Source organism: Mycobacteroides franklinii (genome assembly GCF_002013895.1).
In the GTDB taxonomy this organism is placed as follows: domain Bacteria; phylum Actinomycetota; class Actinomycetes; order Mycobacteriales; family Mycobacteriaceae; genus Mycobacterium; species Mycobacterium franklinii.
Genome location: NZ_MAFQ01000007.1, coordinates 254,630 through 268,920, shown reverse-complemented (window position 1 = coordinate 268,920; position 14,291 = coordinate 254,630). Strand labels below are relative to the sequence as shown.

Here is a 14,291-nt window from a genome sequence, read left to right as displayed (position 1 = left end):
ACTTGCGGTAACCGCACTGGGCACGCAAGGTACGGTGCCTGCGTGGTGTCAGTCGATACGTCATTTTCACGCCTGATCGAGGGCTTCAAGAACTCCGTCGCACAGGCTCTGAAACCGCCGACCGCACCGCCGTCAGTCGCGACCATTCTGCGTTCGGTGCTGTGGCCGGTGGCCATCATGGCGGTGATCCATCGCAGCTACGTGCTGGGTACCAACGGCTACATCACCGACGACTTCGGGCCCGTCTACCGCGCCGTCATCGCCTTCAAACGGCACCAGCCGGTCTACAACGAGAACTTCTCCTACGTAGACCCGCACTACATCTATCCGCCAGGCGGCACCCTGCTGCTGGCGCCCTTCGGATATCTGCCCGTGGATGCTTCGCGGTACTGGTTCATCACCATCAACGCCATCGCGATCGTGCTCGCGGCCTACTTCCTGCTGCGGCTTTTCAACTTCACGCTGGCCTCGGTGGCCGCACCGGCACTGCTGCTGGCCATGTTCTGCACCGAAAGTGTCACCAACACAATTGTTTTCACCAACATCAATGGCGTGATGCTACTGCTGGAGGTGCTGTTCTTCCGCTGGCTGCTGGATGGGAACAAGAACTCCGAATGGCTATCCGGCGTCGCGATAGGCCTGACGCTGGTCATCAAACCACTGCTGTTACCGCTGCTGTTGCTGCCGCTATTGAACCGGCAGTGGCGGGTTTTCGCGGCCGCCTTCGGTATCCCCGCCTTCTTCAACGCGGTGGCGATGTTCGGCCCGCACAAGGTCCGGATCGTGGACGGCTGGGACTATCTGCGGCGCACCGTCAGGTACCTCGGTGAGACCCGCGACTACTTCAACAGCTCCATCGCCGGCAATGGCGTGTACTACGGGCTCCCCGTACCACTGATCGGCTTCCTGCGCATCGCGTTCCTGCTGATCGCCCTGGTGAGCGTGTGGCTGCTGTACAAGTACTACCGCCGGCGCGACCCCAGGTTCTGGGCATTGACCACCGGCGGTGTGGTGCTGACCGCGTCATTCCTGCTGCTGGGATTGGGCCAGGGCTACTACTCGATGGCGCTGTTCCCGTTCGTCATGACGATCGTGCTGCCCAACTCGGTGCTGCGGAACTGGCCGGCCTGGCTGGCGATCTACGGTTTCTTCACCATGGACCGCTGGCTGCTCGTGCACTGGCTGACGACCGGCCGCGCCCTGGAGTACCTGAAAATCACCTACGGGTGGTGCCTGCTGCTCATCGTCGTGATGATGGTGCTGGTGCTTCGATACCGGGCTGCCAAGGCCGCTGGCACACTGGAGCATGGGCTGGATCCAGACTGGATGAGGGCTGCGATAGGCACTAAGGAGTCAGCAGACGATGACGACATCGAACGACCCGAAGGTGAATCTGACCGACGAGCAGTGGCGGGAGAGACTGACTCCTGACGAGTTCGCGGTGCTGCGCCGCGCCGGCACCGAACGACCGTTCGTCGGCGAGTACACCGACACCAAGACCGAGGGCGTATACGCCTGCCGGGCCTGTGGCGCCGAGCTGTTCCGCAGCACCGAGAAGTTCGAATCCCATTGCGGCTGGCCGTCGTTCTTCGACCCGGCCGATTCAGACGCGGTGATCCTCAAGCCCGACGACTCGATGGGCATGCGGCGCGTGGAGGTGCTGTGCGCCAACTGCCACAGCCACCTGGGGCACGTGTTCGAGGGAGAGGGATATCCCACGCCCACCGACCAGCGCTACTGCATCAACTCGATCTCACTGACGCTGCAGCCGTCCTGACCCCGCGTGCCGTCGACACGCCGCGTTGCGCGGGCGTGTCTCGGCATGTCACGGCGTGTCGGCGCGGGGTTTTCGCGCGGGTTTTCGCCTAAGGCAGGCGGGCGACGAGCTCTTCGGCCGAGATCCGCGGGCCGGTGAAGAAGGGCGTCTCCTCGCGCACATGCAGCCGCGCCTCGGTGGCGCGCAGGTCGCGCATCAGGTCGACGATGCGGTACAGCTCGGGGGCCTCGAACGCCAGCAACCACTCGTAGTCGCCGAGCGCGAACGCAGGCACGGTGTTGGCACGCACATCCTTGTACGCACGCGCGGCGATACCGTGATCGGCGAGCATCTTGCGCCGCTCCTCATCGGGCAGCAGGTACCAATCGTAAGACCGCACAAAGGGATACACGCAGATGTAGGCGCCCGGCTCCTCCCCCGCGAGGAACGCCGGGATGTGGCTCTTGTTGAACTCGGCGGGACGGTGCAGGGCCGCGTTGCTCCACACCGGAGTGCTGGCCCGGCCCAGGGCGGTGGTGCGCCGGAAGTCGCTGTACAACGCCTGGAGCTTCTCGATGGATTCGGCGTGCGACCAGATCATGAAGTCGGCATCGGCACGCAGGCCGGCCACGTCATAAATGCCACGCACCACGACGCCGTCATCCTCGTGCCGCTTGATCAGGGTGGCCACCTCGTCGGCGGCGCCGTCGCGATCCTCGCCCAACCCTCCGTCGCGTACCTGGAATACCGAGAACATCAGGTAGCGGATGGTGGAGTTGAGGGTGTCGAAATCGAGGCTAGCCATGCCTCCATCGTGCCACGCTGTCCCGCGCGGCTTGAGAGGCGGAGGCCACACAGGCCGGCACCCCTATCCCGTCCAGGTAGGAGCCCGCCACCGCGATTCCTGACGGCAATCCGGCGCGGACGGCATCCACGACATCGGCATGGCCGGGCCCGTACTGCGGCATGGCGTCAATCCAGCGGGCCAGCGCCGAATTGATCGGAGCGACGGGAGCACCGAGGACGGTTTCCAGATCCACGACGGCCCAATGCCGCAGCTGGTCGTCACTGGTGGCGCGTGCCACCGTGTCACCGAAGCGTCCGTAGGACAGCCGCACCACCTGGGTGCTCCGTCCACGCATCCCCCACTTGCTGGTCGAGAACGTTATGGCCTTGGTATGTAACGATTCTGCCGACGCGACAAGCACACCGGAATTGGCCGGAAGCTCGACATCGCCGGGCAAGGTCAGCGCCACCACCACCGACGAAGCCACCGGGATCGTGCGCGCCGCGGCCGCCGACTCGGGTGCCACCGCATCCAGAATGGCCGCCGCGCGGGGTGCGGGTACGGCGACAATGACCGCATCCACACGATCGGACACGCCCGCTCCGGTAACGGTCCAGCCGTCCCCGTCGCGTTCGACACCCGTCACCGCGAGTTGCCGATGTTCGGCGCGCGCGCGGCTCCAGAGTTCATCCACCAACACCGCGTACCCGCCGTCGACGGCACCGAAGATGCCGGTGGCAGATATCGGCGGCAAGGCCTGCCGGGCCGCCGCGAGCAGACTGCCCGCACCCTCGTCGAGCGCCCGGGCGATACCGGGCGCCGCCGTGCGCAGACCCGTCGTCGCGGCAGAGCCCGCGTACACACCACCGAGCAGCGGATCAACCAGCCTGGCGACGACCTGCGGCCCGAACCGCAATGCCACCAGGTCGGCGACGGTGGGGTCGGCTCCGACGGTCCACGGCATATCGCGCTGAGGTTCACTGTCGATGCGGGCGACGGTCTCGTCGTCTACCAGGCCGATCACCGATGATGCCGAGGCGGGGATGCCGTTGACGGTCCGCGTGGGCAGCGGATGCAGGCTGCCGCCGGCGTAGACGAGTGGCCGCGCACCGGTGGTCTCGAGCCTGCGGTCCGCCAAACCCAGCTCGTCCAGGAGGTCCAGCACCTCCGGGCGCCGGGTGATGAACGCTTCCGCACCGATATCGATGCGGTGCTCACCCAGGGTGATGGTGCGCAGGATGCCGCCCAGCTGCTCGGCGGGGTCGTACACGGTGATGCTGGCTCCGCCTACGCCGAGGCCGTCGAGTTCACTGCGCAGTCGATATGCCGCCGTCAGACCCGAAATACCGCCCCCCACAATGGCGATGGAGGGAGAATCCGACGGCGGCGGCGTCATCCGGATATCACAGACATCACAGGGAATGCACCAGCGCCACCGCATCGGTGAGCACCGCGGGATCGGTGTCCGGCAGCACTCCGTGGCCCAGATTGACGACATGTCCGGCTGCCCCGGCGGCCACCGCCTGGCGCCCCTCGGCGACGATGCGGCGCACCTCGCGCTCCACCACCGGCCAACCGGCGAACAGCACGGCCGGATCGAGGTTGCCCTGCAAGGCTTTTCCGGAACCGACCCGGGCGGCGGCGACGTCCAGCGGGGTCCGCCAGTCCACACCTACCACCGTGGCTCCTGCCTCCCCCATCGCACCGAGCAGCTCGGCGGTACCCACCCCGAAATGCGTCATCGGCACACCAACGCCCGCAAATTCCTCGAAAATCCTTGTGCTGTGCGGCAATACGGCGGAGCGATACTCGGCAAGGGACAGTGCGCCCGCCCACGAGTCGAACAGCTGCAGTGCGTCCACGCCGGCATCGAGCTGTGCGCGCAGGAACTCGATGGTGATATCGGTCAGCGCGGTCATCAAGGCATGCCAAGTCTGCGGATCACCCAACAGCAGGGCCTTGGTGCGCTGATGATGACGACTCGGGCCGCCCTCGACCAGATAAGAGGCCAACGTGAAGGGCGCACCCGCGAAACCGATCAATGGGGTGGCGCCGAGTTCGGTAACCAGCAGTCGTACCGCGGCGCTGACGGCCTCGACCTGACCGGGCTCCAAGCGCGGCAGCCCCGCCACATCGGCGGTGGTGCGCACGGGGTTGGCGATCACGGGCCCGACATCGGGAACGATGTCCAGATCGATTCCCGCGGCCTTCAGCGGGACCACGATGTCCGAGAACAAAATGGCAGCGTCCACGTGGTGCCTGCGGATCGGCTGCAAGGTGATCTCGCAAACCAGTTCGGGATTGAAACAGGCGTCCAGCATGGCGTGATCCGCGCGCACCGCGCGGTACTCGGGTAGCGAACGTCCAGCCTGTCGCATGAACCACACCGGAGGGTGGCTGGGCACCCCACCCGCAGCGGCCACCAAATATGGCGAAGTTGGCAGGTCACGCCGCGTTTTCGAAGGGGTTTGCGCCGTCGTCGCGCTATCTTCGTTCAATCCGGTCATCACCGCCCATGCTGCCATGGCTGCGATGAGCCGTACACGCCAAGAGCCTCAGACACCGTCGCACGGCGCGCCTGCGGGAGCATGTCGGCCCCGCGCGCTACCGTCCATTGCTGTGACGTCTGCCGAACCAGCCCCGTTCCGCGCGGCGGTCGACGCGATGAACTCCGTGACCGCGCGTCCGGAAATCGAGCTGGGCACTATTCGTCCCCCGCAACGGCTGGCCCCGTTCAGCTACGCACTCGGCGCTGAGATCAAACACCGCGACACCGATAACGTGCCCGAACAATCCGAGGGCGATGCGTTCGGCAGGCTAATCCTGCTGCACGATCCCGACGGTGACGAGGCGTGGAACGGCACCATGCGGCTGGTCGCCTATATCCAGGCCGACCTGGATTCCTCCGAAGCCGTGGATCCGTTGCTGCCGGAGGTTGCGTGGAGCTGGCTTGTCGACGCCCTCAACACACGCACCGCGGACGTGACGGCGTTGGGCGGAACCGTCACCGCCACCACTTCCGTCCGCTACGGCGACATCGCCGGTCCTGGACGCGCCCACCAGCTGGAGCTACGTGCATCCTGGACCGCCACCGGCGCGGATATCGGCACCCATGTCGAGGCGTTCTGCGAGGTGCTGGAGCATGCGGCGGGCCTGCCGCCGGTCGGTGTGACGGATCTGGGTTCGCGCCACCGCGCTTAGCGCATACGCTGCTGACTCAGATATGAAAACCGAAGATATGGACGCCGACTTCGAGCTTCCCGAGCCAATACCGCTGCTGCGTCCCGCCGAAGGGGTGCCGCCGATCACCGCATCGACGGATGAAATACGCGCGGCCGCACAACGTTTGACTTCCGGCACCGGCGCGTTTGCCGTCGACGCCGAACGAGCCTCGGGGTTTCGCTACTCCAACCGGGCCTATCTGATCCAGATTCGCCGCCGCGGCGCGGGGACAGTGCTGCTGGATCCGACCAATGTTCCGGATGCCCTCGGGCCGATCGTCGAGGCGCTGGGCGCCGACGAATGGATCTTGCACGCCGCCGACCAGGACCTGCCCTGCCTGGCCGAATTGGACATGAAACCGCCGTCGCTCTACGACACCGAATTGGCCGGGCGCCTTGCCGGATTCGAGAAGGTGAACCTGGCCTCGATGGTGCACCGGCTGCTCGGGTTGGGGCTGGCCAAGGGCCATGGCGCCGCCGACTGGTCCAAGCGTCCGCTGCCGGACGATTGGCTCAACTATGCGGCGCTGGATGTCGAGGTGCTCGTCGAGCTGCGCGAGAAGATCGCCGACGTGCTCGCCGAGCAGGACAAGACGGAATGGGCGCGCCAGGAGTTCGAACATCTCGCGCACACACCGGTGCCCACGACGCGCCGGGACAACTGGCGTCGCACCTCCGGTGTCCACAAGGTACGCAAGCCGGGACAATTGGCGGCTGTTCGCGAATTATGGCTCAGCCGTGACGAATTGGCCCGCGCACGCGACGTTGCCCCCGGCCGTACCCTGCCCGATTCGGCAATCATCGAGGCCGCGCTGGCCGATCCCAAGACGCGCGCCGAATTGGTCGCCCTCCCGGTCTTCGGCGGGCCCCGGCAGAAGCAGCAGGCCGACCGTTGGCTGGCGGCGCTCGCGAAAGCACGCAGCGGTGCCGCTCCTCCACCGGTGAACGAACCCACCACCGGCCCCCCGCCGGTGTCGCGCTGGTCGCGGCGCAAGCCCGAGGCCTATGCCCGCCTGGAAGCCGTCAGGGCGGCCCTGTCGACACTCTCCGAGCAGATATCGGTGCCCGTGGAGAACATCGTCACCCCGGAGATCATCCGGCGGATCTGCTGGGACTGGGACGGACACGGGGATGTCGAAGAACAACTGGCCGCACACGGTGCGCGCCCATGGCAACGGGAACTGGCCGTCCCGATCCTCGCCGAGGCGTTGGCCGAGTAACCCGCCGCATCGCGTCGCCCGCTGAATCTCAGTTGCGCGTTCGCCCCGAACACGTTTCGCTGATGATCATGGCGAACCTTGAACCCATCGACGTACAGCAGTGGGCGCGACGAGAATGGTTCGAGCACTACCTGAATCGCTGCCCCACCTACTACTCGATGACGGTGGACGTGGACGTCACGGACCTGCGGAAGGCGATCCGCGCGACCGGCCGCAAGACATATCCGACTCAGATCTGGGCCTTGGCGACCGTCGTCAACCGTCACCCGGAATTCCGCATGGCGCTCGACGATCAGGGAAATCCCGCGATCTGGGATGTCGTGAACCCAGGATTCACGGTGTTCAATCCCGATCGTGAGACCTTCGCCGGAATCAGCGCACGCTACACGCCCGACTTTGGCGCGTTTCACGCCGAAGTCGCCGAGCTCCTGGTCGAATATCGGAATGCCGCAACACTTTTCCCGCAGGGCGAGTCACGTCCGCGCAACGTCTTCGATATCTCGAGCATCCCCTGGACCAGCTTTACCGGCTTCACACTCACCATCGCCCCCGGCTGGGAACATCTGGCCCCCATCTTCACCATCGGCAAGTTCCACGAGCAGGGTGGCCGGACCATGATGCCGCTGGCACTGCAGGTTCATCACGCCGCCGCTGACGGATACCACTGCGCGCAGCTGGTCGAGGATCTACGCGAAATCATCGCCACCCCGGACTGGGTAGACGGTTAGTCGACCTGTTGTGTCGCCGGGTTCACGGTGCTGTCGCCAATCTCGCGGCTCATCGCGGCCACCCAACCGGTGATCTTGCGGGCGATGTGCTGATCGGTCAAACCGAGCTGCTCAAGGATCTGCCCGCGCGACGCGTGATCCAGGAACTGCTGCGGCACACCGATATCCCGGCTCGGCACGTCCACGTCGGCATCTTGCAACGCGGCCGTCACCGCGCTGCCGGCACCGCCGTGCACACCGCTGTCCTCCACAGTGACCACCAGGCGATGCTGCCCGGCCAGTTCCACCACGTGTTCGGGAACGGGGAACACCCAGCGCGGATCGACGACGGTAACCCCGATCCCCTGCTTGCCCAGTCTTTCCGCCGCCGCCAATGCCGTCGACGCGAATGGGCCGATCGCCACCAGCAGCACATCGGCATGCAAACCGCTGGCCGGCCGGGCCAATATGTCAATGCCATCTCGTCGCTCGACCGCCGGGATATCCTCGCCGACATCGCCTTTCGGGAACCGCAGCGCGGTCGGACCGTCGTCGATCGCGAGGGCTTCGGTGAGCTCTTCGCGTAGCCGCGACGCATCGCGGGGCGCGGCGACCCGCATTCCGGGCACCACATTCAGGATCGACAGATCCCACATGCCGTTGTGGCTGGCCCCGTCGCTTCCGGTGATCCCGGCGCGGTCCAGTACAAAAGTCACCGGAAGCTGGTGCAGCGCAACGTCCATCATCACCTGATCGAACGCGCGGTTCAGGAAGGTGGAGTAGATCGCCACCACGGGGTGCAGGCCGCCCATCGCAAGCCCCGCCGCCGAGGTGACGGCGTGCTGCTCGGCGATGCCGACATCGAACAACCGATCAGGGAAGCACTCACCGAACTTGCTGAGCCCGGTCGGGCCCGGCATGGCCGCGGTGATCGCCACGATATTGCGGTGCTCCCTGGCCACATCGATGAGTGCGTCGGAGAACACTGACGTCCAACCAGGAGCCGAAGCCTTAATGGCCCGACCGGTTTTCGGGTCGATGACGCCGGTGGAATGCATCTGCTCGGCCTCGTCGTCCTCGGCCGGGCCGTATCCCATGCCCTTGCGGGTGATCACGTGCACGATCACCGGGCCGCCATAGCCGCGGGCACGGCGCAGCGCGTCCTCCACCGCTTGCTCATCGTGACCGTCAACCGGCCCAACGTATTTCATCCCGAGATCGGTGAACATCACCTGCGGCGATACCGCGTCCTTGACCCCCACCTTGAGGCTGTGCATCAACGCGTATGCCAATGGCCCCACCACCGGCATACCGCGCAGCAGCTTCTTGCTCTCGTCGAGAACCTTCTCGTACGAGGGAGTGAGCCGCAGCCCGGCCAGATGCGAAGCCAGCCCGCCAATGGTGGGCGCGTAGCTGCGCCCGTTGTCGTTGACGACGATGATGATGCGCCGATGCGCCGCGGCGGCGATATTGTTCAGCGCCTCCCAGCACATCCCGCCGGTGAGGGCACCGTCTCCGACCACCGCGACGACATGCCGGCGCCGTTGCCCGGTGAGCTCAAAGGCCTTGGCGAGTCCGTCGGCGTAGGACAAGGCCGACGACGCATGGCTCGATTCCACCCAGTCGTGCTCACTCTCGGCCCGTGACGGGTACCCCGACAGTCCGTCCTTCTGGCGCAGCGTGTCGAAATCTCCGGTACGGCCGGTGAGGATCTTGTGGACGTACGCCTGGTGCCCGGTGTCGAAGATGATCGGGTCATACGGTGACTCGAAAACGCGATGCAGGGCGAGCGTGAGCTCGACGACACCCAGGTTGGGTCCGAGATGGCCGCCGGTCGCGGCGACCTTGTGAATCAGGAACTCGCGGATCTCGTCAGCGAGCAAGTCCAGTTCTCGCTTCGAGAGACCCTGCAGGTCACCCGGCCCCCTGATGTCGTCAAGCATCCCGTCAGTCTACGCAGCGATTCAGATCCGGTCGCTTGAAGCGGACCCAAAGACATCGGGCACCCCGTCGTGATCGGCATCCAAAGTCTCCTTCGCCTCGATGCGCTCATATGCCCGATTCCGGAGCCTGAGCACCACCGACGCCACCGCCGCCGATGTCAACGACCCGGCGAGCACCCCCACCTTGACGTGAGACGCGGTTTCCGCGCCCAAACCGGATGTCGCCGACTCCGCGTCTCCAAACGCCAGCTCACCGATCAGCAGCGACACCGTGAAGCCGATCCCGGCGAGCAGGGCCACACCCGCGATATCCAGCCAACTGAGGTCGTCATCGAGGCTGGCACGGGTGAACCGTGCCAGCAGATAGGTGGTCAGGAAGATCCCCACCGGTTTGCCCACCAGCAGGCCCAGGACCACGCCGAGCGCCACCGGATCGAGTAAAGCCTGCCCGAGCCCGGCGAAGCCACCGAGGGTGACACCGGCGGCGAAGAAAGCGAATACCGGCACCGCAACACCCGCCGACAGCGGCCGCAGTCGATGCTCGAATTGCTCGGCCATACCGTGCACGTCGGTGCGGCCATCACGCCGCAACACCGGGACGGCGAACCCGAGGAGTACCCCTGCCACCGTCGCGTGCACACCCGAGGCATGCACCAACGCCCAGGTGGCCACCGCCAGCGGCACCAGTAACCACCACTCCCGGCGGCGGCGCTGCACGGCCAGGGTGAACAGTCCGAGCGGGATGAGCGCCATTCCCAGCGGTCCCCAGTGCAGCTCATCGGTGTAGAAAACGGCGATCACGATGACGGCCAGCAGATCGTCGACCACCGCCAGGGTGAGCAGAAAGGTGCGCAGCGCCGTGGGCAGATGGGTAGAAATCACCGCGAGCACAGCAAGCGCGAAGGCGATATCGGTGGCCGTCGGGATGGCCCAGCCACGCATCGCTTCGCCACCACCGGCGGCATTGACCGCCAGATAGATGGCGGCGGGCACGATCATGCCGCCCACCGCCGCGACGATCGGCAGCGCGGCCCGACCCGGATCGCGTAGGTCCCCCGCGACGAATTCGCGTTTGAGTTCCACCCCCACCACGAAGAAGAAAATCGCCAGCAACCCGTCCGTGGCCCAGCCCGCCAACGTCAGGTTCAGATGCAAGCGCTCGGGCCCGACGGCGATACCACCCAGCCGGTAGTACCAGGAGCTCCACGGCGAGTTGGCCCACAGCAGCGCGGTCAACGCCGCCACCACCAACAGGACGCCGCCGACGGTCTCCTTACGCAGAATTTCGGCGACGCGCGACGACTCCGCCCATGATCCGCGGGTGAAGACGCGCTGGCTAAGTCGCATGAGTCGGTGTCCGTTCGTTTTTCAGGTAGGGCTCGATAACCGCCGACCAGACTTCCCGGCACACCTGGGAGCCAGTTTATAAGATCTTTACGCTCGTTGCTGTCTATCGGGTGAGCAGGGCGAAGCTCTCGATGTGGTGAGTCAGCGGAAACGCGTCGAACACCCGCAACTCCCGGACCCGATATCCACGTTCCAGGTAAAGGCCCACATCGCGCGCGAATGCCGCTGCCTCACAGCCGATATGGATAACCCTTGGCACGTTGGCCTCCGCGATTTTTCCGATCACCTCACGCCCGGCACCCGCCCGGGGCGGATCCAGCACCGCAACATCCGCCGCGCCCAGATCGCGCATGGCGTGGCGGACCGAACCACAGATCATCGTGACCTGACGCAGGTCACCCAACGCGCCCTTGGCACTACGGAACGCCGGCCGCGAGGTATCCACGCTGACAACACGTCCCGTGCGTCCCACCGCTTCCCCCAGCACCGCGGCGAAAACCCCGACGCCGCCGTACAAGTCCCAGGCACTCATCCCCGGTTCCAGCTCGGCCCATTCCGAGACCAGTTGGCTGTACGTGCTTGCCGCGTCGCGGTGCGCCTGCCAGAAGGCCGTTACCGGAACCAGCCAGTGCCGGTCCCCCACTTTCTGGACCGCGACATCCTCACCCTCGACAATCGTGCGCCCGCGCAACACATGTCGCCGTCCCTGATCGTCTATCACGGCGTGCAGCGGCCCGTCGGAACCCAGATTCGGCTCATCCAGCCCGTCGAGTAATCCTGGTACCACCTGGGCACAGCGCAGGTCGGTCACCAACTCGTCACTGTGATACCGGTGAAAACCCGGTTGGCCCAACGCATTGACATCCAGACGCACCCGGGTACGCCATCCGGTGGGGGCGCCGGTTCCCACTGGTTGCGCCACGCCCTGCCAGTCGTACTTGCCGAGCCGCGCCAGCTGCTGGCTCACCACATCGCCCTTGAGTTCGCGCAGATACGCGGGGTCGGCGAAAGAGAGATCGCAGCAACCAGATTCGCCGCTACCATGGGCGATCGGGCACAACGGTTCGATGCGGTGCGGCGATGGGTCGAGGACCTCGATCGCGGCACCATGCCAGAAACTGGCTTGCCGGTCGTCGGTGATCTGCACCCGCACCCGCTCACCGGGAAGCGCGTATCTGACGAAGATGACGCGCCCATCCTGCCGGGCCACCACACTGCCCCCGTTGGCCGGCCCGCCGGTCTGGACTTCGAGGATTTCGCCGATAGCCATCTACGAGTCGAAACCGCGTCGCGAGTCCCCGGGTGCGGACTGCTCGTCGAGCTCCCGCCGACGTTCGGACGAATCAAGTTGCCAGGGAACGGATGTGACCATGACGTTGGGAACGAACAGCAGACGCCCCTTGAGCCGCAGCGCACTCTGGTTGTGCAGCACCTGCTCCCACCAATGCCCCACCACGTACTCGGGGATGAAGATGCAGACGACCGTGCGCGGCGCTTCCTTACTGATGCGCCTGACGTAATCGAGGATCGGCCGGGTGATTTCGCGGTACGGGGAGGCGATCACCTTCAGCGGGGTGCTGAGATCGCTTGTCTCCCATTCACGTACAAGCTCGCGGGTGTCCCGATCGTCCACACTGACGGTGATCGCTTCCAAGACGTCCGGACGAGTGGCACGGGCGTAAGCCAGAGCGCGCAGCGTGGGCTGGTGCACCTTGGAGACGAGGACGACGGCATGGGTACGGCTGGGCAGCACCACCTCTCCCTCGTGGTTGTCCAGTTCGCGGGCCACCGTGTTGTAGTGCTTGTGGATCATCTTCATGAGCACGAACAGCAGACCCATTGCCAGGATCGCGATCCACGCTCCGGCAAGGAATTTGGTGACCAGGACGACCAGCAGCACCGCCCCGGTCATGATGAAACCGATGGTGTTGATGATCCGTGAGCGGATCATCTTGCCGCGCATCGCCGGGTCGGTCTCGGTCGTGAGCAACCGGGTCCAGTGCCGCACCATGCCGATCTGGCTGAGCGTGAAGGACACGAAGACACCGACGATGTACAGCTGGATGAGCGCGGTCACCTCGGCCTTGAACGCCACCACGAACAGGATGGCGACGGCCGATAGGAAAATGATGCCGTTGGAGAACGCCAGCCGGTCACCGCGGGTGTGCAGCTGGCGCGGCAGGTAACGGTCCTGCGCCAGAATCGATCCGAGCACCGGGAAACCGTTGAACGCGGTGTTGGCGGCCAGCACCAAGATGAGCGCCGTCACCACGGTGATGAACACGAAGCCGATCCGGAAGTCACCGAACACCGCCTCGGCCAGCTGGGCGACCAGGGTCTTCTGGTGGTAGTTGGCGGGCGCACCCACCAGTTGCGTGGCGGGGTCCTCGGCAATCTTCGCACCGGTGCGTTCGGCCAGCAGGATGATGCCCATGAACAGGGTGATGGCGATGCCGCCGAGGAGCAGCAGCGTCGTGGCCGCGTTACGCGACTTGGGTTTCCGGAAGGCGGGCACGCCATTGCTGATCGCTTCCACACCCGTAAGCGCCGCACATCCCGACGAGAAAGCCCTCGCGACAAGGAACACCAGCGCGAAGCCCAGGATGCCGCTGCCTTCGCCATGCATCTCAAAGGAGGCCGACTCCGCCTTGAGCGGGGTACCGAGTACGTAGATCTGGAACAGCCCCCAGCCCAACATGAGGTACATGCTGACCATGAAGGCGTACGTGGGAATCGCGAACGCGGCGCCCGATTCGCGGACCCCGCGCAGATTCATCGACATCAGGATCACAATGGCGACCACCGCGAACGTGACCTTGTGCTGCGCGACGAGCGGAATCGCCGAGCCGATGTTCGACATCGCCGAGGACATGGAAACGGCAACGGTCAACACGTAATCCACCAGCAGGGCGCTGCCGACCGTCAGACCCGCGGTGGGCCCGAGATTGGTGGTGACGACCTCATAGTCGCCACCGCCCGACGGGTAGGCGTGCACGTTCTGCCGGTAGCTCGCGACCACCACCATCATCACCGCGGCGACGGCAAGGCCGATCCATGGCGTCATCGCGTAGGCGGACATGCCCGCCACGGAGAGCACCAAAAAGATCTCTTCGGGCGCATACGCCACCGAGGACAGCGCGTCCGAGGCGAAAACAGGTAGCGCGATGCGCTTCGGCAGCAGGGTATGGCCAAGGCTGTCACTGCGAAACGGTCGCCCGATTACCAGGCGTCGAGCCGCCGTCGACAGCTTGGAAAGCGTAGACACGAACGCCAACATTAGGCCACGCGAGCAATCGCGGTACGGTCTCAC

The 14,291-nt window shown here is 65.5% G+C and carries 12 protein-coding genes; 5 read left to right on the top strand and 7 right to left on the bottom strand.

Annotated features, from left to right (window positions below):
• Positions 1-45 precede the first annotated feature (45 nt).
• Positions 46-1,431 carry a glycosyltransferase family 87 protein gene (locus B4393_RS14165; protein WP_413816148.1) on the top strand — a complete coding sequence of 462 codons (1,386 nt, stop codon included), beginning with the start codon at positions 46-48 and terminating at the stop codon, positions 1,429-1,431.
• Positions 1,388-1,777: a peptide-methionine (R)-S-oxide reductase MsrB gene (msrB, locus tag B4393_RS14160; protein ID WP_078278046.1), complete on the top strand. Its 390-nt coding sequence runs from the start codon at positions 1,388-1,390 to the stop codon at positions 1,775-1,777. Before B4393_RS14165 ends, msrB begins: the two co-directional genes overlap by 44 nt.
• A gap of 88 nt (positions 1,778-1,865) precedes the next feature.
• On the opposite strand, the gene hemQ is transcribed toward msrB, so the two are convergent.
• The 3 genes from hemQ to hemE are packed head-to-tail and all read right to left on the bottom strand — an operon-like array spanning position 1,866 to position 5,050.
• Positions 1,866-2,561: a hydrogen peroxide-dependent heme synthase gene (gene hemQ / locus B4393_RS14155; protein ID WP_070939415.1), complete on the bottom strand. Its 696-nt coding sequence runs from the start codon at positions 2,559-2,561 to the stop codon at positions 1,866-1,868.
• Positions 2,554-3,939 (bottom strand): protoporphyrinogen oxidase, encoded by a 1,386-nt coding sequence (locus tag B4393_RS14150; protein ID WP_078334642.1) that lies wholly within the window; start codon positions 3,937-3,939, stop codon positions 2,554-2,556. The genes hemQ and B4393_RS14150 overlap by 8 nt, the downstream gene beginning before the upstream one ends.
• A 16-nt stretch (positions 3,940-3,955) precedes the next feature.
• Positions 3,956-5,050, bottom strand: a complete 1,095-nt coding sequence (gene hemE, locus B4393_RS14145) for a uroporphyrinogen decarboxylase (protein WP_078334711.1) — start codon at positions 5,048-5,050, stop codon at positions 3,956-3,958.
• Between the two features lie 112 nt (positions 5,051-5,162).
• On the opposite strand from hemE, the gene B4393_RS14140 reads away from it, so the two are divergent.
• The 3 genes from B4393_RS14140 to B4393_RS14130 all read left to right on the top strand — a co-directional run bounded on the left by B4393_RS14140 (position 5,163) and on the right by B4393_RS14130 (position 7,712).
• On the top strand, positions 5,163-5,744 hold the full coding sequence (locus B4393_RS14140) for a DUF3000 domain-containing protein (RefSeq protein ID WP_078278047.1): 582 nt from the start codon (positions 5,163-5,165) through the stop codon (positions 5,742-5,744).
• Between the two features lie 37 nt (positions 5,745-5,781).
• On the top strand, positions 5,782-6,984 hold the full coding sequence (locus B4393_RS14135) for an HRDC domain-containing protein (protein WP_078334710.1): 1,203 nt from the start codon (positions 5,782-5,784) through the stop codon (positions 6,982-6,984).
• Between the two features lie 62 nt (positions 6,985-7,046).
• Positions 7,047-7,712: a CatA-like O-acetyltransferase gene (locus tag B4393_RS14130; RefSeq protein ID WP_078334641.1), complete on the top strand. Its 666-nt coding sequence runs from the start codon at positions 7,047-7,049 to the stop codon at positions 7,710-7,712.
• Here the strand turns inward: B4393_RS14130 and dxs are convergent.
• The 4 genes from dxs to B4393_RS14110 all read right to left on the bottom strand — a co-directional run bounded on the left by dxs (position 7,709) and on the right by B4393_RS14110 (position 14,246).
• Positions 7,709-9,634 (bottom strand): 1-deoxy-D-xylulose-5-phosphate synthase, encoded by a 1,926-nt coding sequence (gene dxs, locus B4393_RS14125; RefSeq protein ID WP_078334640.1) that lies wholly within the window; start codon positions 9,632-9,634, stop codon positions 7,709-7,711. The genes B4393_RS14130 and dxs overlap by 4 nt on opposite strands.
• Before the next feature lie 21 nt (positions 9,635-9,655).
• On the bottom strand, positions 9,656-10,981 hold the full coding sequence (nhaA, locus tag B4393_RS14120) for a Na+/H+ antiporter NhaA (protein ID WP_078334639.1): 1,326 nt from the start codon (positions 10,979-10,981) through the stop codon (positions 9,656-9,658).
• A gap of 103 nt (positions 10,982-11,084) precedes the next feature.
• On the bottom strand, positions 11,085-12,251 hold the full coding sequence (locus B4393_RS14115) for a class I SAM-dependent RNA methyltransferase (protein WP_078334638.1): 1,167 nt from the start codon (positions 12,249-12,251) through the stop codon (positions 11,085-11,087).
• A complete protein-coding gene (locus tag B4393_RS14110; protein ID WP_191986962.1) occupies positions 12,252-14,246 on the bottom strand; it encodes an APC family permease in 1,995 nt (664 codons plus the stop codon).
• Positions 14,247-14,291: the final 45 nt, after the last annotated feature.